General features: G+C 61.6%; 20 protein-coding genes and 2 pseudogenes. 14 read left to right on the top strand and 8 right to left on the bottom strand.

Translation table 11 applies throughout. From position 1 onward, the window contains the following. Positions 1-59 precede the first annotated feature (59 nt). From IAG25_RS41405 to IAG25_RS41400, 4 genes and pseudogenes are all read right to left on the bottom strand, one after another. Positions 60-265 (bottom strand): annotated as a pseudogene (locus tag IAG25_RS41405) (IS256 family transposase); the annotation flags it as partial. 89 nt (positions 266-354) lie between these two features. Beyond that, a pseudogene (locus tag IAG25_RS42500) lies at positions 355-570 on the bottom strand (IS256 family transposase); the annotation flags it as partial. 252 nt (positions 571-822) lie between these two features. Further along, entirely contained in the window at positions 823-1,752 is a 930-nt protein-coding gene (locus tag IAG25_RS05380; protein WP_187603925.1) for a transcriptional regulator GcvA, read from the bottom strand. A gap of 19 nt (positions 1,753-1,771) precedes the next feature. Next, the gene (locus tag IAG25_RS41400; RefSeq protein WP_255503542.1) at positions 1,772-1,906 is read right to left on the bottom strand and encodes a hypothetical protein; all 135 of its coding nucleotides are present in this window, start codon (positions 1,904-1,906) and stop codon (positions 1,772-1,774) included. A 127-nt stretch (positions 1,907-2,033) separates the two neighbouring features. On the opposite strand from IAG25_RS41400, the gene IAG25_RS05375 reads away from it, so the two are divergent. Together IAG25_RS05375 and IAG25_RS05370 are read left to right on the top strand one after the other, a co-directional pair. Beyond that, positions 2,034-3,341, top strand: coding sequence for an aminotransferase class I/II-fold pyridoxal phosphate-dependent enzyme (locus IAG25_RS05375; RefSeq protein WP_187603924.1), 1,308 nt, complete (start codon positions 2,034-2,036; stop codon positions 3,339-3,341). After that, positions 3,319-4,236 carry a TauD/TfdA dioxygenase family protein gene (locus IAG25_RS05370; protein WP_187603923.1) on the top strand — a complete coding sequence of 306 codons (918 nt, stop codon included), beginning with the start codon at positions 3,319-3,321 and terminating at the stop codon, positions 4,234-4,236. Before IAG25_RS05375 ends, IAG25_RS05370 begins: the two co-directional genes overlap by 23 nt. Here the strand turns inward: IAG25_RS05370 and IAG25_RS41395 are convergent. Continuing rightward, positions 4,196-4,420, bottom strand: a complete 225-nt coding sequence (locus IAG25_RS41395; RefSeq protein ID WP_255503611.1) for a hypothetical protein — start codon at positions 4,418-4,420, stop codon at positions 4,196-4,198. The two genes, IAG25_RS05370 and IAG25_RS41395, sit on opposite strands and share 41 nt — an antisense overlap. Here IAG25_RS41395 and IAG25_RS05365 point away from each other — a divergent pair. The 4 genes from IAG25_RS05365 (at position 4,322) to IAG25_RS05350 (ending at position 7,912) form a co-directional block, all read left to right on the top strand. Next, entirely contained in the window at positions 4,322-5,263 is a 942-nt protein-coding gene (locus tag IAG25_RS05365) for an NAD(P)-dependent oxidoreductase (protein ID WP_255503595.1), read from the top strand. The genes IAG25_RS41395 and IAG25_RS05365 overlap by 99 nt on opposite strands. Before the next feature lie 60 nt (positions 5,264-5,323). Further along, a complete protein-coding gene (locus IAG25_RS05360; protein WP_187603921.1) occupies positions 5,324-5,749 on the top strand; it encodes a DoxX family protein in 426 nt (141 codons plus the stop codon). A gap of 85 nt (positions 5,750-5,834) precedes the next feature. Next, entirely contained in the window at positions 5,835-7,340 is a 1,506-nt protein-coding gene (locus IAG25_RS05355) for a UbiD family decarboxylase (RefSeq protein ID WP_187603920.1), read from the top strand. After that, a complete protein-coding gene (locus IAG25_RS05350) occupies positions 7,337-7,912 on the top strand; it encodes a UbiX family flavin prenyltransferase (RefSeq protein ID WP_222946397.1) in 576 nt (191 codons plus the stop codon). Before IAG25_RS05355 ends, IAG25_RS05350 begins: the two co-directional genes overlap by 4 nt. Positions 7,913-7,959: 47 nt before the next feature. Here IAG25_RS05350 and IAG25_RS05345 read toward each other — a convergent pair whose 3' ends face one another. After that, positions 7,960-9,381, bottom strand: a complete 1,422-nt coding sequence (locus tag IAG25_RS05345) for an MFS transporter (protein ID WP_187603919.1) — start codon at positions 9,379-9,381, stop codon at positions 7,960-7,962. Between the two features lie 74 nt (positions 9,382-9,455). Between IAG25_RS05345 and IAG25_RS05340 the strand changes: the two genes are divergently transcribed. The 3 genes from IAG25_RS05340 to IAG25_RS42225 all read left to right on the top strand — a co-directional run bounded on the left by IAG25_RS05340 (position 9,456) and on the right by IAG25_RS42225 (position 11,276). Beyond that, positions 9,456-10,403 (top strand): LysR family transcriptional regulator, encoded by a 948-nt coding sequence (locus IAG25_RS05340; protein ID WP_222946418.1) that lies wholly within the window; start codon positions 9,456-9,458, stop codon positions 10,401-10,403. A 153-nt stretch (positions 10,404-10,556) separates the two neighbouring features. Next, positions 10,557-10,961 carry a heme-binding protein gene (locus IAG25_RS05335; RefSeq protein WP_187603917.1) on the top strand — a complete coding sequence of 135 codons (405 nt, stop codon included), beginning with the start codon at positions 10,557-10,559 and terminating at the stop codon, positions 10,959-10,961. 9 nt (positions 10,962-10,970) lie between these two features. Beyond that, entirely contained in the window at positions 10,971-11,276 is a 306-nt protein-coding gene (locus IAG25_RS42225) for a tlde1 domain-containing protein (RefSeq protein WP_375336505.1), read from the top strand. A gap of 91 nt (positions 11,277-11,367) precedes the next feature. Here IAG25_RS42225 and IAG25_RS05325 read toward each other — a convergent pair whose 3' ends face one another. Next, positions 11,368-12,291, bottom strand: coding sequence for a LysR family transcriptional regulator (locus tag IAG25_RS05325; protein ID WP_187603915.1), 924 nt, complete (start codon positions 12,289-12,291; stop codon positions 11,368-11,370). Positions 12,292-12,434: 143 nt separating this feature from the next. On the opposite strand from IAG25_RS05325, the gene IAG25_RS05320 reads away from it, so the two are divergent. The 5 genes from IAG25_RS05320 to IAG25_RS05300 are packed head-to-tail and all read left to right on the top strand — an operon-like array spanning position 12,435 to position 17,898. Continuing rightward, complete coding sequence (locus IAG25_RS05320) at positions 12,435-13,610, top strand: L-rhamnonate dehydratase (protein WP_187603914.1); 1,176 nt, start codon at positions 12,435-12,437, stop codon at positions 13,608-13,610. A 47-nt stretch (positions 13,611-13,657) separates the two neighbouring features. Beyond that, positions 13,658-14,956 carry an MFS transporter gene (locus IAG25_RS05315; protein ID WP_187603913.1) on the top strand — a complete coding sequence of 433 codons (1,299 nt, stop codon included), beginning with the start codon at positions 13,658-13,660 and terminating at the stop codon, positions 14,954-14,956. Positions 14,957-14,981: 25 nt separating this feature from the next. After that, positions 14,982-15,983: a 4-hydroxythreonine-4-phosphate dehydrogenase PdxA gene (locus tag IAG25_RS05310; RefSeq protein ID WP_187603912.1), complete on the top strand. Its 1,002-nt coding sequence runs from the start codon at positions 14,982-14,984 to the stop codon at positions 15,981-15,983. A 4-nt stretch (positions 15,984-15,987) separates the two neighbouring features. Further along, positions 15,988-16,953 (top strand): amidohydrolase family protein, encoded by a 966-nt coding sequence (locus IAG25_RS05305; RefSeq protein WP_187603911.1) that lies wholly within the window; start codon positions 15,988-15,990, stop codon positions 16,951-16,953. A 24-nt stretch (positions 16,954-16,977) separates the two neighbouring features. Further along, positions 16,978-17,898 (top strand): dihydrodipicolinate synthase family protein, encoded by a 921-nt coding sequence (locus tag IAG25_RS05300; protein WP_187603910.1) that lies wholly within the window; start codon positions 16,978-16,980, stop codon positions 17,896-17,898. Here the strand turns inward: IAG25_RS05300 and IAG25_RS05295 are convergent, their stop codons facing one another. Further along, positions 17,899-18,810 carry a LysR family transcriptional regulator gene (locus tag IAG25_RS05295; RefSeq protein ID WP_187604480.1) on the bottom strand — a complete coding sequence of 304 codons (912 nt, stop codon included), beginning with the start codon at positions 18,808-18,810 and terminating at the stop codon, positions 17,899-17,901. Positions 18,811-18,829: the final 19 nt, after the last annotated feature.

The raw sequence follows: 18,829 nt of genomic DNA, 5'->3' as shown, positions 1-18,829 counted from the left end.
TTTATCGAAATCCGCATCCGTTAACGGGACTTCTTCCGGCAATTTGGCAAGGCAGTCCCGATCTTGTCTACGTCGCGGATCTTTCTCAATGACCGCTCCGCCGCCGCAATCAGTTTGAACACCGTGGCGAAGATGGGCGGGCGACAGGCAATTACGCGTGCGGCTCGTGCGATGGCGAATCGTCGCGTGTCGATTCAATCGGTTTCGTGGTTCGCACGTGCTGCCAGTGTTCTGGCCCGGGGAATTCGTAGAACGCGGATAGTGAACCGCCCGGGGAATCCCGGAGGCTGTTTGTTTGAATCACGCGGCCAGGCGTGACTCATGACGCTACCGATAACAGCGGACCTTGACTTCCTTCATGCCCGAACTCGACCGGTCGCGCACCTTCGGCACTTGGACCGGCACAGGGCCCATAGCCGTGACGATCTCGCACTTTGGCAAGTAGCTCCTTGCGCGCGGCCACTCGCCGGCCATCGATCGTCTTCACTTCGAATACTGCTCGAGCATTGTTGTCAGTTCCGCCTCGATTGCCTGCTCGATGATCCGCCGCGCACCTTGCTGAATCAGTATCCTGCGTACGCTTCGCCGTGGTGGCGGAGTTCGATTGAGGAAGTGTTAAGGTGAGAGGCAACATTCTCGTTCGGTCGTCACCGCCTTCTTCTGCCTTTTCTCTACGCCGCTTACGCCACTTCCAACGATAGCTCTGCCGCCAAGTCGGCAGCATCGTAGAAATCGTTTTGAGATGCGATCTATCTTAAGGGTACCAGCAGTCAGCCGTGGATGTCATTCACGCGTTTTTGAGAGCGCCGCGTCGTCCAGTTATCAAAAATCAAAAGCCTCCGTGGTCCGTTGGATTTCCGTGTCGCCGATCATGTCGAGAAGCCAAGTGCGTAGCGCCACGACTTTCGCGCAGTTGGCGAGATCGGGCGGCGAGACGAGATAGAAGGCTCGATTGGTCGCCACCGACTTGCCGAACGGCGCGACCAACCGACCGGCGCGCAGATCGTCCTCGACATAGGCGCGCCGGCCGATGCACACACCGTGGCCATCCACGGCGGCCTGCACCGCCATCAGCGCAAGATCAAAGGTCAGGCTCGCGTCGCCCGTCAAGTTAGCCGGCAGTCCGGCCGCCTTGAGCCAGATGCTCCAGTCGTTGCTGGTCACGCCGCTCACCTGCAGCAGTGTGTGGTGGGCGAGATTGTTTAGGCTCGTGAGCGGGTGATTTCCTGTCAGCAGCCGAGGGCTGCATACGGGGAAGATCTCGTCGGTCATCAGCCGGTCGGCGCGCAGCCCCTTCCACTCACCGATGCCATAGCGAATCGCCGTGTCAGCACCACCAGCTACGAAATCGACGAGGTCTGTTGAGGCGTTCACGCGAATATCGATCTGAGGATGCTCTAGACGAAACGAGCCGAGCCGTGGCAACAACCATTTCGACGCAAATGTGGCGAGCGTGGAAATAGCGAGCGTGGTGTTGTTGCAGCCATTGTGCAATTGCTCCGTGGAGAAGCGCAGTTGATCGAACGCGAGGCTGACGCCATGCAAATAGGCTTGCCCTTGGACGGTTAATTCTAGTCGCTCTTTGAAGCGGTGAAACAGACGCATCCCTAGTTCATCCTCAAGCCGCCGCATCTGATGGCTGATCGCCGTCTGCGTGACATTCAGTTCGGAGGCCGCCTTTGTAAAACTCATATGACGCGCCGCGCATTCAAATACTTTTAGACCGTTCAGCGATGGAAGCTTTCCAGCCATTGATCACCCCGTATAGTAGTTATCCAAAAGAAGACAAATTCGGATCGTCAATTTGATCGAAATTGATCGCCCCTTCCATTTCGTGATTTTTTGTCATTCCAAACGGACCATTCAATTCCCTAGGACCTGCGTCGGCGCGCCAAAACTGTTCCATGACAATTCCTCATATCGTAGCGTGCAAGATGTCATTTGGCGAGATATTGGTTTCTTGGGATGATTTGTTCCGCATTCCGAGGCAAACAATAAGGAGTATGAAGTGTACTTAATAGATGGAGACGTGAATGAATAATAATAATCAACATGGCAACAGCGAACTTGGTGCCTTGGTCAAGCCCAAGGCACGTAATGCGGCAAGAATGGCGGAGATCAGTGAACCTCATTTCAATGCTGCATATGAAAAGGGCCTGATGGGAGTATCGTGTCGCGTGGGCGACTATCGGCGCATCGAAATCGCGACTACCGGGCAGCAGGTGGTCGACTACACGCGTTGCGGTTATCTGAACCTCGACAGCCATCCGCACGTGCTCGCAGCCGCGCGCGCTGCGGCCGACGAAATCAAATCCGTGCACTTCTCGGTGGCGCGCACGCGCTTGTCAGCGGAGCCCTTGACCCGTCTCGAAAGTACGTTGTCAAACCTGTTCCAGGTAAGCAGTGTGGTGGTGTTTCCGACTGTCGCGGCCGCCAACATGGGCGCGTTGCCGTTGCTTGCGGCTGGCCTATTCACGGCTGGAGTCAAGCCCCTGATCGTGTTCGACCGCTTCGCCCACGTCACGCTCCAATATCACATCCCCGTGTTGCGTGAGGAAACCGATGTTATCGTGATCGAGCACAACGATCTCGAACATCTCGAGCGCCTGTGCCAGAGCCATCCCTTAGTCGCCTATGTCGGCGACGGTGCCTATTCGATGGGTGGCGCGGCACCCGTGCGCGAGTTGCGCGCACTGCAGGACAAGTACGGCTTGTTCGTCTATCTTGACGACGCACACGGTATCTCGGTCGTCGGCAAGCGTGGCGAAGGCTTCGTGCGCTCGCAACTGAGTGAACTTGATCACCGAACGATCGTTGCGGCCTCACTCGGTAAAGGCTTCGGCGCGGCAGGCGGCTTACTGATGCTCGGATCGCGCGACATCGAAAACGCGGTACGCCGTTATGCTCCGACATACGGGTTCTCGTGCGCGCCGAGCATGGCTTCGGTGGGCGCGGCGCTGGCCTCTGCCAAGATCCACATGGGCGAGGAACTCGGCATGCTGCAACGTTCTCTGCAGCAAAACCTCGCGCTGTTCGACCACGTGATCCCGACGGAGACGATTGGCAGCAAGCTGCCGATCCGTATATATCGCATCGGTAGCGAGGAACGGGCGATCGAGACCGGCGAATATCTGCTCGAACGCGGCCACTATGTGTCGGTCGTATTTTTCCCGACCGTGCCGCGCGGTGAAGCCGCCCTGCGCATGGCCGTCACAGCCGCGCACGATCCGGACGACATTCGCGAACTGTCGTCCCTGCTGCGCGCACGTGAAGGCGAGAAGGCGGTGGAAACGCACAATGCAGCCTTCGCGGGGTCCGATGAAGCCCCGGCCTTCGTCTAATCGTTTCGGGAGCATCCACTTGAAACAAATCCATTTGAGTCAATCTTTCACCACGGCGATCGTCGATTTCGATATCGGCACGGCGACGGAACGCGACATTGCCGCGATCCGCGAACTCATGTACTCACGCAAGGTTGTCGCGCTGAAGAACCAGCCGATAAATCGCGACGCATTCCTGGACTTCGCCCGGCGTTTTGGTGAACCCGAACAGTTCCGGCTCAAGAACTATCACGATCCCGACTACCCGGACATCCTCGTAATCGACAATCGCAATGGGGGAACCACCGGCACATCGGTTGGCGCACGCAAAATCGGCAACATGTGGCACAGCGATTCCTCGTATCTGATCGAGCCGCTACCGCTTACCTTTCTGCACGCGCAACGCCTCCCGGACGGAGAAGGCAGGGGCGATACGTTGTTCGTCGACATGCAGGAGGCATTGCGCACGCTGCCGGCGCACCTGCGGGCGCGCATCGAGGGCCGTCAGGCAAAACACGACGTGCGCTGGACATACAAGGTTAAGCAAAGCGATCTCGGTGAATCGGTTCAGGAGATCTTTCAGCGCCTCGCCACGTCGTTCCCGGCCATCTCGCATCCGACCATCGTGCGTCATGGCCATACTGGCCAGGAAGCGCTCTACCTGAGTCCCGGATACACGACGCGGATCGAGGGATATTCGGACGAGGACAGCCGCGCCCTGCTCGACGAAATCTTCGTGCACGTGCTCCAGCCGAAACATATTTTTGCCTACCACTGGGAAGCGAACGATCTGCTGATCTGGGATAACCGCTCGGTGATTCACTGCGCGACCGATTTGCCGCGCGATGCAGAGCGCGTCATGCATCGGATTAGCATCAACGATGACGGCTTCTTTTCCACGCGGGAAGGACGGTGAGGACATGACGGCCCATCACACAAACGCCGATGGCGGCAAGAAACGGCTGCTGGTCGCGGAGATTCTCGGTCAGACTGGCAAGGACATGCTCGCCGCTCGCGACGATCTCGAAGTAATCGAGTTCGCTAACACGATCAAGCAGGACGAGTTCTGTGCTCTTTTGGCTGCGCAGCCGGTCGTCCATGGCGTAATTCTCGGCTTGACTGCCTTCGGTCGTGCCGAACTCGCAGTCGCCAACGGTCTGCAGGTGGTGTCACGGATCGGCGTCGGGTACGACGCGGTGGACGTGCCCACCATGAGCGCGGCCGGCATCCCGGTGATGATCGGCACCGGCGCGAACTGCGACGCAGTTGCCGAGCACACGCTGTCCTCGATGCACGCGCTTATCAAGCGTGTACACGAACTCGACGCGCTCGTGCGGATGGATCGCTGGCATGAACGCTACCGGTATCTGCCGGGCGAACTGCGCGGCCGTAACGTGCTGATCATCGGATTCGGCCGGATCGGCTCGCGCGTCGCGCGGCTGTGCCAGGCGTACGGCATGTGCGTGAGCGCGTATGACCCTTACGTGGCCGACGACGAACTGCGTTCGGCGGGTGTCGATCCGGTCGCCCATCTCGATGCGGCCTTGCCGGGTGCGGAGTTCGTCACGCTGCACTGCCCGAAGACGGACGAGACGATCGGCCTGATCGATGAGGCGCGCCTCGCCCGGTTCCGACATGGCGCGTTCCTCATCAACACGGCGCGCGGCGGCATCGTCAACGAAAGTGTGCTGGCCGAGAAGCTGTCGAACGGACATCTGGCTGGCGCCGCCATCGACGTGTTCGCCTCCGAGCCGCCTGTTCCTGGCAACTCGTTGCTGGAGATGTCGAACGTGATTTGCTCGCCACATCTTGCGGGTGTCACGCGTGAAGCAGTTGAGCGCATGGCGCAACTTGCCGCCGCCAACGCCCTGAGCGTGTTCGACGGCACGCCGCGGCTCGACAACGCCGTCAATCGCAACGCCTTCAGGCTGACGACAGCCTAAAACGGTGCCGGTTCGGCGGTCCGCCGGACTGGCATTTCATAGAAGCATGGGAGCACAACAATGACAACACTTCGCTATCACTTCTTAGAAAACCAGCGCGACGCCATTATCTTGATCGGGCGGATCATGATCCTCGCGTTGTACCTCTATTTCGGCTGGACCTACCTGACCGATCATGCCACGGTCCTCGCCTACCTGCGCTCGGTCGATGCGCCACTTCCCGAATTCACTGCGATTGTCGCGACCGTCATCGAGTTCTTCGGCGGTCTTGTGCTGCTGCTCGGTTTCTGGACGCGCCCGCTGGCCGCGCTGTTCGCCGTCTACACGATCGGCACCGGCATCATAGGCCACGCATTCTGGAAGTCGACGAACCCGGTCGAACATCACGCCTTCTTCGTCCACTTCTTTAAGAACATTAGTATCGCAGCCGGTTTCGTGTTCCTGTGCGCACTCGGGCCAGGAAAGTATTCGATCGACGGCGAGTAGCCCAATCCACCTTGCCGGGCACGAAGGGACGGTGCGGGAGCATCGTCCCTTCGTGCCATCTATCACAAAGAATACGGAGTGCCGCATGATTCACAACACAGGGCCAGTCGCAGACCTTCGCGACTGGCTGGCCCGCGTAGAACGCATTGGCGAGCTGCAACGAATCGATGCCACAGTCGACGCGCGCGAAGAAATGAGCGCGATCACGTATCTGCTGGCGAAGACTGAAACCTCGCCGGCCGTACTGTTCGACACCGACGCGAAGCCTTATGGCTTCCGCCATCTCTGGAATCTGTTCGGGCCCAGCGTCGCGCGTACCGCGATCACGCTGGAGGAAGACCCGACCACGCCCACATTGGAACTGATCCGTCGCACTAAGGACAAGCTGCGCGTCGCGATTGACCCGCGCGAAGTGTCGATTGACGAGGCGCCGCTCTACCAGAACAGCCTTTACGGTGCCGACATCGACCTATCAAAACTGCCGATTCCGCAGCATTGGCCGCGCGACGGTGGTCGCTACGCGGGGACGGCCGACGCCGTCGTTACGCGCGATCTCGAATCGGGCTATCTGAATGTCGGAACCTACCGGATGATGATACAGGGGGCGCGTCATGTCGGTCTTTCGTTGGCGCCGGGCAAGGACGCGTTGCGCCATATTCATCAGGCTTGGGCACGCGGGGAAGCACTGCCGGTTGCGGCGGCTTGGGGTGTCGACCCGTTGCTGATGGTGGCGGGCTCGCAATCGCTCCCGCCAGGCGTGTCGGAATATGGCTTCGCAGGCGGCATCAAAGGCTGCGCAATCGACGTTGTACGCGCGACACAATCTGACCTGTTGGTGCCGGCCGCAGCCGAGATCGTTATGGAAGGGCTGATCTATCCCCGTGCGACAAAGGAGGAGGGCCCGTTCGGCGAATTTACGGGCTACTACGGCACCAAAGACATCGAGTGTCCGTTGATCGAGGTAACGGCACTGCACTTCCGCGACCGCCCGATCCTGACCAATGCGTTGATGGCTGACTATCCGTCGAACGAACAGAGCGCGTTCTTCTCGACCATTCGTTCGGCGAAGATCTGGGCCGATCTCGACAAGCTCGGCATCCCGGGAATCAAAGGCGTCTATGCGCATCCGGCCGCAGCCGGTGCCTTCGCGCTGGTTGTAATCAGCCTTGAGCAGCGTTACGCGGGCCACGCCGCGCAGGCGCTCTCGCTCGCGGCACAGGTGCCCGGCGGCGCCTATGTCACCAAGTGGATCATCGCTGTAGACGACGACGTCGACCCGACCGATATGGACCAGGTGCTGTGGGCAATGGGCACGCGGACCAATCCGGCCGACGACATCGACATCCTGCGCAACACGCGTGGCTCGCCGCTCGACCCGTCCCAGAACCCACCCGAGAAGCGGCTATATGGCTCAAAGGCACTCATAAACGCCTGCAAAGACTACCGCCATATCAAGACCTTTCCGCGTCGAACCCTGTTGCGCGAATCGGTCTATTTGCAGGTTGCCGACCGATGGCGCGAACTCGGGCTACCAGGCGAGCCGGCCCTGGTCGAGCGCTTCGACGCGATGGATGAAGAAGGTGATGCATGAGCGCGCACGCACCCGTGCGACGCGTGGTCGTCGGAATTACCGGCGCGAGCGGCATCCTGTACGGGATCCGCACGCTTGAATGCCTGCGGCGCCTGGAAATCGAGACGCACCTCGTCATGACGCGCGCAGCGCGTATCACGCTGACCCACGAACTGCCGTGTAAGGTCGAGCAGGTCAAGGAAATGGCAAGCGTTCACTACGCCTCGACTGACATCGGCGCGGCCATCTCCAGTGGTTCGTTCCGCACCATGGGGATGGTGGTAGCCCCGTGCTCAATCAAAAGCCTCTCCGAGATCGCCACAGGAGTGACCGATGGCCTTCTCTCGCGCGCCGCTGACGTCACGCTGAAGGAGCGGCGCCCGCTGCTACTGATGGTGCGCGAGACGCCGCTGCATCTCGGCCATCTGCGTTCGATGACGCAGGTGACCGAGATGGGAGCGATTGTCATGCCGCCGGTGCCGGCGTTCTACGCGAAGCCGAAATCGATCGACGACATCGTCGATCACAGCGTGGGACGCATGCTTGACCTGCTCGGGCTCGACAGCGGCACCGTTCGGCGCTGGGGCTCATGATGAATCACGCGCCATGCCCAGCGATCCGGCCTTCTTCAAGTATCTCGTCAGAACTTGGTGCAGGCTGCGGCGCGCGCGGGATGATGAAGGCGCGCAAAGCTCAGCGCGGCTGCGCCAAAAAACGCAACCGCAATGACCAGCAGCGCGGGCCGCGCATCAGCGCGGCCGTTGTTCATCAGTGCGCCGAGGCATGCAATGCCGAGCACGCCCCCGCTTTGCCGCGCCGCGTTAACAACTCCCGAGGCGATGCCGGCACGGTGCGACGACACCTCGGCGAGTGCCGAGGCGACGATCAGCGGAAGGGTCGCGCCCCCCATGCCGAGCAGGAGGGCGGTCAGCACGAACGTCCCTTGCGTCACACCGAACGTGCAGAAAACGAGCGCTCCGACGGCGCCGGACAGCATGCCGAGCGTCATCATGCGGCGCATACCGAACGCCTTGGAAAGGCGTCCCGAGAGGGTGGCAGCCACACCGGTGGTGACTGTCATCGGCGCAAGCTGCAGACCTACCGCGAGCGGGTCGACGCCATGCATCTGCAAGGCGACGGGCAGCACGAACAGCGTACCGTAGTAAGCGAAAGTCTGAAGGAACGCGACGCCAACCGAGGCCGAAAAGGCCGGGGACGCGAACAATTGCGGCGGCAGCATCGGCTCTGCGACGTGTCGCTCAACGGTGACCAGCGCGACCGCCGCCACCACAGCCACAGTCATCGTCGTGACGATCAGCGGCGCATGCCAGCCGCGCATCGGTGCCTCGATCAGCGCGAACGTGATCGCGGCGAGCGCCACCGCCGACAGAACCACGCCGCATGGGTCGAACGCACGCACGTGTTCGGCGTGCCGCTCGTCGCAGCGCAGTGCAGCACCGATCGCGACCAGGCAAAACGGGGCATTCAGATAGAAGATCGCGCGCCAGCCGGTCAGCTCGCAGAGCAGCCCCCCGACTATCGGGCCGGCCACCAGGCCGACTGCCGAGATGCCTCCCCACAGCGCAATCGCGCCGGAGCGTCGGGCTGGATCGGGATAGGCTGTAGCGAGCAGCGCCATAGAACTCGGCAACATGATTGCCGCGCCCAGGCCCTGCGCCGCGCGTGCGGCGATCAGAACGACGATGCCGGCCGCACTACCACAGGCGATAGACGCCGCCATGAATACGATCAGGCCCGCAACGAAGGTGCCGCGCGCGCCAAGCCGATCGCTGGCCGAGCCGGATGCGAGCAGCAGGCTTGCGAACATCAGCGTGTAAGCGCTCGCAATCCACTGGAGCCGATCGATGCCGACTTCGAACGCGTGCCCGATGCTCGGCAGCGCTACGTTCAGCGCGGTAACGTCGAGCGCGACCATCAACGAGCCGAGCGCGACGGAAACGAGCGCGGTGCGTCCCACGGTAGACGGGCTAACGGTGGCAACAGAGGACAGATCGCGAGAACGGCCGTGTGTCATAGTGAGGAACTCAATGAATGGGGTCACGACCTTACTGCTAGTCCCGCCGCTGGGAAAATTAGTTCTTCAAATTTTAATCATAAGGCAGACTGCTTATCGTGATGAACTTAACGCATTGGCGTTTGCTGGTGGCCGTGGCGGATGCGGGCTGCGTTTCGAAAGCAGCCGAGCAGGTCGGCATCACGCAGTCGGGTGCGAGTCAAGCCATCAGCCATCTGGAGGACATGCTTGGAGTGAAGGTACTCCTGCGCGATCGGCGCCGCACCACGGTGACTGCGATCGGCGAACAGGTGATTGTGCAGGCTAGGCGCATGCTGATCGAATGGGAATCGATCAAGACGCTGGTCGACATGTCGCGTGGTCTACATGCGGGGCGCATAAAGCTAGCGACGTTCCCGTCGGTCTTCGCGAGCATACTCCCCAGCTTCCTGCAATCGTTCGGGCAGAAGTATCCCTGCATCGACGTCGTCTCACTTGACGGCACTGACGAGGAAATCGAGGCGTGGCTTGCTGACGGCACGGTCGACGTCGGCGTCGTGATGAACCCGGATGTGGAGCGCGAGGCACTTGTGTTCGGTCGCGACGCGTGGGTGGTGGCCGTCCCGACCAGCCATCCGCTAGCGCGGCGCTCGAGCAGGATCGGAGTGTCGCTGGAGGAACTGGCGTCCGAGCCATACGTGCTCGCAACAGGCGGCTGCCGCTCGAACAGCCAATGGCTGATCGAGGAAACAGGGTACGCGCTTTCCGATCTGCGCATCTCGGTACGCGACTACTCGACCGCGTTCGAACTGATCCGGGAGGGCATGGGCCTTTCGCTCGTGCCGGAATCGATGCTGCCGGCCGCGCGCCAAGGGTTGCGCGTGCTCCCTCTCACCAAATCACGATATCGCGAATTCGGACTGGTCTGCTCCGAGGCGGGCCGACTCTCGCCGACCGTGCATGCATTCTTCGATCAATTGCGGCGCACCCGCGGTGTAGTGCAGCTCGCCGCACACCGCCGTGCGTCGTTGGAACCGCGCCGCGTAGCCCGGCGCGCACCGGGCGCCTGACAGTCCGCGATGAAGATTGCCGACGTCATAACGATCGGGAATGCTGCCTCGGTCAAATGTTAACTTTGAGTCTTCCTACGGCGGCTCATAGGATGGTCTTCCTTAACCGCGCACTCGACCGTGGGTCCTTTCCCTGGAAGCAATACCATAGCGATGAAAACAAAAACCGTATTGACCGACAATGACGTAAAGAAAATCGCCGCCGCGGCGGAGCAGCACGCACTGGCCCGCAACTGGCCAGTGACGATCGTGATCTTCGACGACGGAGGCCACCTGCTTCACCTGAACCGCCTCGACGGCGCCACGTTGAGCTCGATCGAGATGGCGCTCGCAAAGGGGCGCACGGCCGTCCTGGGTCGTCGTGAGAGCAAGTTCTACGAGGACCTCATCAAACAGGGGCGCGTCGCCTTCCTGAGCGCGCCGATGATGGGTTTCCTCGAGGGCGGAGTGCCGATAGTCGTGGCGGGCGAGGTAGTCGGTTCGGTCAGCGTATCGGGTGTGAAATCGGAAGAAGATGCTGAGATCGCGCGCGCCGGAATCGCCGCGCTGGAAGTCTGAAATGTGAGCATGACGGTGCGTTGTACTTTCACACTCAACAATCGCAGCCGGTCAACTCTCGCGTGCGATGGATACGGCACGTTAGAGGTTTTCTCAGGACAGAAAGAAGGGCAGGACAACCTCGCCGCCATAGTAAAACCCGAATTTGGACCGATACCGCCGGGTACTTACTATCTGGTGAATCGGTCATCCCGGGGGGGGGGGGCAGCTAGGCAGATTGAGGGCCGTTACTGGATTGATCGACATTGGCCAAATTCGCACCGCGTAGGTGTTGAGCCCCTTCAACGCTTGCTTCTGCCTCTTCCTTCGCTTTGAAGGCCTTTCCGCGAAGGTATTCCCAAAGGTCTTCCATCTTCCAAAAGGCATAGCCGGAAATGTTTAAAGGAGCGGACGCAAAACCAATCCTTCAAGCCCTCCGAATCGCCTCAATCACCAACTGCGTCGCCGGACTAATCCGCCTGTTCTTCCTGAGAATCAACCCATAGGGCGCGAGCCGCCCCCTCAACCCCGTAGGCAATGAAGCAATCGTATCCAAAGCGGAATAATAGTCCGCGACTGAACTCGGCAGCACCGCAAGCATGTCCGAGTCCCGCAACAACGACAAGGTAGTAAGAATCGAAGAAGTCTCGACGGTGCTAACCGGCGGCGCAACCCGCGATTCGCGAAACGTCTGATCGATGATCTGCCGCATCGGACTCGGATGCGGCTGCACGATCCACGGATACTTCGCCAGATCGGCGAGCTTCGGCTTCGCCGCCATCCCGACAGCCGGATGCTCCGGCCGCGCGACGATCGTCAGCGCCTCCTCCGACAAGGTCTCGAACGTCAAATCGAGCGCGGAAAAGCCGTAAGGAATGCGCCCCACCACGATATCAAGCTGATCCTGCTGCAACGCCTGCACGAGCACATCGCTGGTATCGATCTGCACGCTGATCTGCAAGCGCGGATGCGCTTCCTTAAGTTGCACGATCACCTTCGTCAGCAGATCGGGCGCCGGCGCCATCACCGCGCCGATGCGCACCTTGCCGATATCGCCCGCCTCGATCGCCGCCAGCTCCTCGCGCAATTCGTCGAGATCCTCGAAGACGACGCGCGCGTATCGCATCACCGCTTCGCCGTAGATCGTCGGCTCCATGCCTCGCGCATGACGCACGAACAGCGTCGCGCCGATCGTGTCCTCCAGTTCCTTCAGCGCCTTGGTCGCGGCGGGCTGCGTCATCGCGAGTTCGTCGGCGGCGCTTCTGAGCGATTCGGTCTCCGAGAGCGCCATCATCAATTGCAGATGACGCAGGCGCAGGCGTTTGCGTATGGTCGGGGCGGGCGCGATCATGCGAGCGATAACTCCAGGAAATAGCCTGATGCAAATAATTCAATGGTCAGTTATCGCGGAGTTTCGCACACTAGCGCTACCCGATACAGCCGCGCAAACCCTCGTTTCAGCGGCCTCACCCGAATAGACCGGAGACACCGAAGATGAAGATCAAGCATGTCCGCGCACGCGTTTTCGAATGGAAAGGCAAGGTCGTGCCGCCGCAATCGCATTTCTGCACCAACGCCGTCGATGTTCTCTACGAACGCGGCGACGCAATGGGCTCGTTCCGCTTTCACGGCTGGCTCGTGGTGGAGATCGAATGCGACGACGGCACCGTCGGCATCGGCAATTGCGCGCTCGCGCCGCGCGTCGCGAAACAGATCGTCGATGAATATCTCGCACCGATCGCGATCGGCGAAGATCCGTTCGATCACGAATACATCTGGCAGAAGATGTATCGGCGCACGCTCGCATGGGGTCGCAAGGGCATCGGCATGGCGGCGATCTCCGCCGTGGATATCGCGCTGTGGGACATCATGGGCAAGGCCGTGAAAAAGCCCGTCTTCAAACTGCTCGGCGGCCGCACGAAAGAGAAGATCTGGTGCTATGCGTCGAAGCTCTATAACAACGACGACCGCGATGCATTCCTCGCGGAAGCGCAAGGTTATCTCGATCAGGGCTTCACCGCGATGAAGATGCGCTTCGGCTATGGCCCGAAAGACGGCCCGAAAGGTATGGCCAAGAATCTGGAACAGGTGCGCCTGTTGCGCGAACTCGCGGGCGACGATGTCGACATCATGCTCGAATGCTATATGGGCTGGACGCTGGAATACGCGCGCCGCATGCTGCCGCGTCTTGCCGAGTTCAATCCGCGCTGGCTCGAAGAGCCCGTGATCGGCGACGACGTCGAAGGTTATCAGGAGCTTAAAAAGATGAACATCGTGCCGATATCCGGCGGCGAGCACGAGTTCACGAGCTATGGCTTCAAGGATCTGCTGGAACGTCGCGCCGTCGATGTCATTCAATACGACACGAACCGCGTGGGCGGCATCACCGCCGCGCGCAAGATCAACGCAATGGCGGAAGCGTGGTCCGTTCCCGTGATTCCGCACGCGGGCCAGATGCACAACTATCACCTGACGATGGCGAGCACCGCGAGCCCGATGTCCGAGTTCTTCCCCGTGTTCGACGTCGAAGTGGGCAACGAGCTCTTCTACTACATCTTCGACGGCGAGCCGCACCCGGAGAACGGCTATCTGCAACTCTCCGATGAAACGCCGGGCCTCGGCATCACGCTGTCCGACAAGCATCTGAGCGACTTCAACATCATCGAATGACGCAATGATGCAGGGCCAATGAAGCCCGACACTATCCGGAGACAGACATGGAGAGCAGGATCGAATCACACGCGGCGCGCGACGCCGCCTCGTCCGAACACGCGACGAGCGTACGCTGGCGCATCTTCGGCGTGGTATTTCTCATCACGCTGATCAACCTCGTGGACCGCATCTCGCTTTCCATCGCGATGCCCACCATCGCGAAAGAGTTCGCGCTCTCGCCCGCGATGCAGGGGCTCGTGCTGTCGAGCTTCTTCTGGTCGTATGCGCTCCTGCAGATTCCGGGCGGCTGGCTCATCGACAAACTCGGGCCGCGCAAGGTCGTGGCAGGCGCGACTGTCTTGTGGGGAATCTTTCAGACGTTGATGGGCGCAGCCACCGGCGGCCTGTCGATGCTGTTTCTGCGCGTCGGTCTCGGCGGCGCGGAAGCCCCGCTCTTTCCAGCGGGCAGCAAGCTCAACGCGCTCTGGCTGTCGCGCACCGAACGCGCGCGCGGCGCGGTGCTGATGGATGCGGGTTCACCCCTCGGCGCGGCGATCGGCGGCCTCGCGATCTCCAATCTGATCCTTATGTTCGGCTCGTGGCGCACGGCGTTCGTCGTCGCGGGACTTGCGACCATCGCATGCGGCTGGCTCGCATGGCGCTATCTGCGCGACGATCCCGCGAAACATCCGGGCGTGAACGGCGCGGAACTCGCGCATATCCGCGACGGCGCGCCGTCCGTATCCAGCGCGGCGCGCGCAAGCCAGGACGATGCGCCGCTGCCGCTGCGCTCGACCATCGCGATGTGCGTCGGCCGCATGAGCTGGGCGATGATCTTCTTCGGCCTGCTCACGTGGGGTCCGAGCTATCTGACGCAGGCGCGCGGTTTGAGCCTGTCGCAGATCGGCGCGGCGACCTTCTTCATCTTCCTCGCAGGCGCACTCGGCTCGCTGTCGGGCGGCTTTCTGTGCGATGCGCTGTGCGCGATGAATTTCTCGCGCGGCAAGGTCGTGAAGAGCATGATCGCCGTGTCGGGGCTCGTCACGCTCGCCGTGTTCGCCTCGCTGCCGACCATCACGTCGCCCGTCGTCGCGGTCGCGGTGCTGTGCGGCGCATCGTTCCTGCTGATGTGGGGCAGTCTCTACTGGAGCCTGCCTTCGTTGCTCGCAAGCCCCGGACGCGTCGGTCTGCTCGGTGCGTGCATGAACTGCGCGGGCAGCGTCGGCGGGATTTCGATTCCGCTCATCACGGGCTTCATTCTTCAGCGCACCGGTTCCTTCGATGCGGTGCTGCATTTTTACGGCGCGTGCGCGCTGGTGTATATCTTCGGTTCGATCGCCATCGATCTGCGCCGCACCCGCTAACATCCGATCACGAGACCCTACACACATGAAACCTCTCATCGCAGTGCTTCTCGGCGACCCCGCCGGCATCGGTCCCGAACTGATCGCGCGTCTCGTCGCGAAACCGGAGAATCGCGCGCGCGCCGATCTCGTCATCATCGGCGACAAGCGCGAGCTGGATCACGGCATGGAGATCGCGCAGCAACGTTTCGATTACCGACTGGTCGATAGCGTCGATGCCGCCGCGCGCGATACCGACGTGCCCTCGCTCATCGACTTCCGCCTGCCCGACGACGCCCCCTACGAGCGCGCCGTATCGACCGAACGCGGCGGCCGCTACAGCCTCGAAGCCTTTAAACATGCGCTCGCGATGACGCGCGCGAACCTCACGCAGGCGATGCTCTTCGCGCCCGTCAACAAGACCTCGCTGCACATGGCCGGCATGGAGACGAACGACGAAATGGAATGGTTCGCGCGCCAGCTCGATTTCAGCGGCGCATTCTGCGAGTTCAACGTGCTCGACGAGTTGTGGACCTCGCGCGTGACCTCGCATATCGCGCTGAAGGACGTGAGCGCGAAGCTGACGCAGGAGCGCATCGTCGGCGCGGTGCAATTGATTCACGATGGCCTCAAGCGCGCGGGCATCGAAGAGCCGCGCATCGCGGTCTGCGGCTTCAATCCGCATAACGGCGATAACGGCGCGTTCGGCCGCGAGGAAATCGACGTGATCGCGCCCGCCGTCGAACACGCACGCGCGCAAGGCTACGACGCGCAAGGCCCCTTCCCCGCCGACACCATCTTCGTGCGCGCACGCGATCAGAAAGTCTTCGACGGCGTCGTCACGATGTATCACGACCAAGGTCAGATCGCGATGAAGCTGATGGGCTTCTGGCGCGGCGTCACCGTGCACGGCGGCCTGCCCGTGCCGATCGCGACGCCCGCGCACGGCACCGCCTTCGATATCCACGGCCAGGGCCGTGCCGATGTCGGCGCGACGCAAAAAGCGTTCGACATCGTCGTGCGCATGGCGCAAGACCGCCTGAGCTGACGCCATGATGCAAGAGCGCATCGAAGCCTTGCGCGAGCGCTTCCTGGAAACCGGCGACGACGCGGACCTGCCCATCGTCGACGCACATCATCACTTCTGGGACGTGGCGCGCAACTATCATCCGTGGCTGCGCGATCTGCCGCGCATTCCGTTTCGCTATGGCGATTACGCCGCGATCTGCCGGAACTTCCTGCCCGACGATTACTTCGCGCAGGCGGGCAATCATCGCATCGTGAAGACGGTGATGATGGAAGGCGAATGGGATCCGCGCGACGTGCTCGGCGAGGCGCGCTGGGCCACCGCATTGCACGAGCGCACCGGCTTGCCCAACGCGATGGCCGCGCAAATCTGGCTCGATCGCGACGATGCCGCCGATGCCGCCGATGTGATCGGCGCGTATCGCGACATGCCGCTCGTGCGCAGCGTGCGTCACAAGCCGAAGACCGTTGCGCGCGCGGAGCATCGCGCGGATTTCGCTGCGCCCGGCTCGATGCGTTGCGCGCGCTGGCGACGCGGTTATGCATTGCTCGCACAAAGCGGCCTGATGTTCGAGTTGCAGGCGCCGTGGTGGCATTTCAGCGAAGCGGCGGAACTGGCGCGCGATTTTCCGCAGATGAAAATCATCGTGAACCATACGGGGCTGCCCGCGGATCGCAGCGAAGAAGCGCTCGCCGCATGGCGCGCCGCGCTCGATGCGCTCGCGCAATGGCCGAACGTATGGCTCAAGATATCGGGCATCGGCGAAGCTGGCGTAAGCTGGAGCGTCGCGCGCAACGGACGCATCGTGCGCGATGCGATCGAAAGCTTCGGCGTCGGCCGCTGCATGTTCGCGAGTAATTTTCCGGTCGACAGTCTCGTCGTCACGCTCGATGATCTTTTCGCGGGCTTCAAGACCATCGTCGCGGATCGCACGCGGGAAGAACGCCTCGCGCTATTCTTCGACAATGCGAGCGCGCTGTATCGAATCTAGACCCATCACAGGAGACACACTTCAATGGCTGCACCTGCTTATCGCGGCGTATTTCCCGTCGCCCCGACCATCTTCGACGATCAGGGCCGTCTCGATCTCGAAGGCCAGAAGCGCGCGATCGATTTCATGATCGACGCCGGCTCGCACGGCGTCTGCATACTCGCGAATTTCTCCGAGCAGTTCGCGCTGTCCGATGCCGAGCGCGATACCGTTCAGCGCACCGTGCTCGAACATGTCGCGGGCCGCGTGCCCGTGATCGTCACGACGACGCACTTCAGCTCGCGCGTCTGTGCCGAGCGCAGCCGCGCCGCGCAGGACGCGGGTGCCGCGATGGTCATGATCATGCCGCCGTATCACGGCGCGACGATCCGCGTTGGCGAGCGCGGCATTCACGAGTTCTATCGCGAAGTGTCGAATGCGATCGATATTCCGATCATGATTCAGGACGCGCCCGTCGCGGGCACGCCGCTTTCCGCATCGTTCCTTGCGAAGCTCGCGCGCGATGTCGAGCATGTGTCGTACTTCAAGATCGAAACGGCGCAGGCCGCATCGAAGCTGCGCGAACTGATCGAGCTCGGCGGCGATGCGATCGTCGGTCCGTGGGACGGAGAAGAGGCAATCACGCTGATCCCCGACTTCGACGCGGGCGCGACCGGCGCGATGACGGGCGGCGGCTATCCGGACGGCATCCGCAAGATCGTCGATGCGTACTTTGCGGGCGATGCCGACAAAGCCGCCGATCTGTATCAGCAATGGCTTCCGCTCATCAACTACGAGAACCGGCAATGCGGGCTCGCCGCGTGCAAGACCTTGATGAAGGAAGGCGGCGTGATTCGCTCCGATGCGGTGCGTCATCCGCTCGCACCGATGTCGCCCGCCGTGCGCGAAGGGTTGCTCAAGGTCGCGCGCAAGCTCGATCCGCTCGTGCTGCGCTGGGGGCATTGACTAGCGGCGGCGCTTCCTTTTCGTATCGGCCTGCATCGCGGGAACGCCGACACGTTCCCGCAGATACTCCACGGCTCGCGCGCAACGCGCGGGCAGCGGCCATTCCGCGCGACGAATGAGCCACAGCGTATCGACGACAGGCGCGCCGCATTCCACGACGCCTATCGCTTCCGGCTTGCCGAACGCGATGCGCGCATAACGCGGTATCACCGTGAAGCCCAGCCCGCGCGCGACGAACTCCAGGATAAGGCTGATCTGATTGCAGAAGCCTTGCCTTCGCAGACTGCCGACGCCCGGATTGCCCGGAAAGCGCCGGCTCAGCAAGCGGCTCGCCATCATGTGCCCGTCCGGATAATCGATGAAGCCGAGCCGTTCCAGATCGCTCCATTCATGCACATCCGCATTCGCGGGCACGACGAGTTCGAGCGGCTCTTCGATGAACTTGCTCGCGGCAAGGCGAGGATCGTCGGGCTTCAACGCGACGATGCCCAGATCGTAGCGGCTCTGCAATACGGCTTCGAGCACTTCCGAATCCGGCCCGAAGCGATGACGCATCTTCCATTCGGGACGCTGCTGCTGCAAGTCCAGCAATAGCGGAAACAGCACGAGCCCGATGCTGCCCGGCGTGATGAGGCCGATCTCGCCGGCTTCGTCTTCGCTATCCGAAAGACGCGACGCGAGACGCTTGCCCGCCAGCTCCATCTCTTCGCAATAGTCGATCAACGCCTTGCCCGCCGGCGTCAATTCGATGCCGCGCGGACGGCGTATCACGAGCAGGCCGAGCGCGTCTTCGAGATGGCGAAGGTGCTGGCTCACGGCCGCCTGCGTCAAATCGAGCCGTTCGGCGGCGCGCGTGAAGTTGCCGAGATCGACGAGCGCAAGAAAGGTGCGCAGCCATTGCGGATTGAGTATCACAAAATTTTATCGAATC

This window comes from Caballeronia sp. EK (assembly GCF_014384845.1).
Taxonomy (GTDB): Bacteria; Pseudomonadota; Gammaproteobacteria; order Burkholderiales; family Burkholderiaceae; genus Caballeronia; species Caballeronia jiangsuensis.
This window is presented reverse-complemented; position numbering and strand designations above follow the sequence as displayed.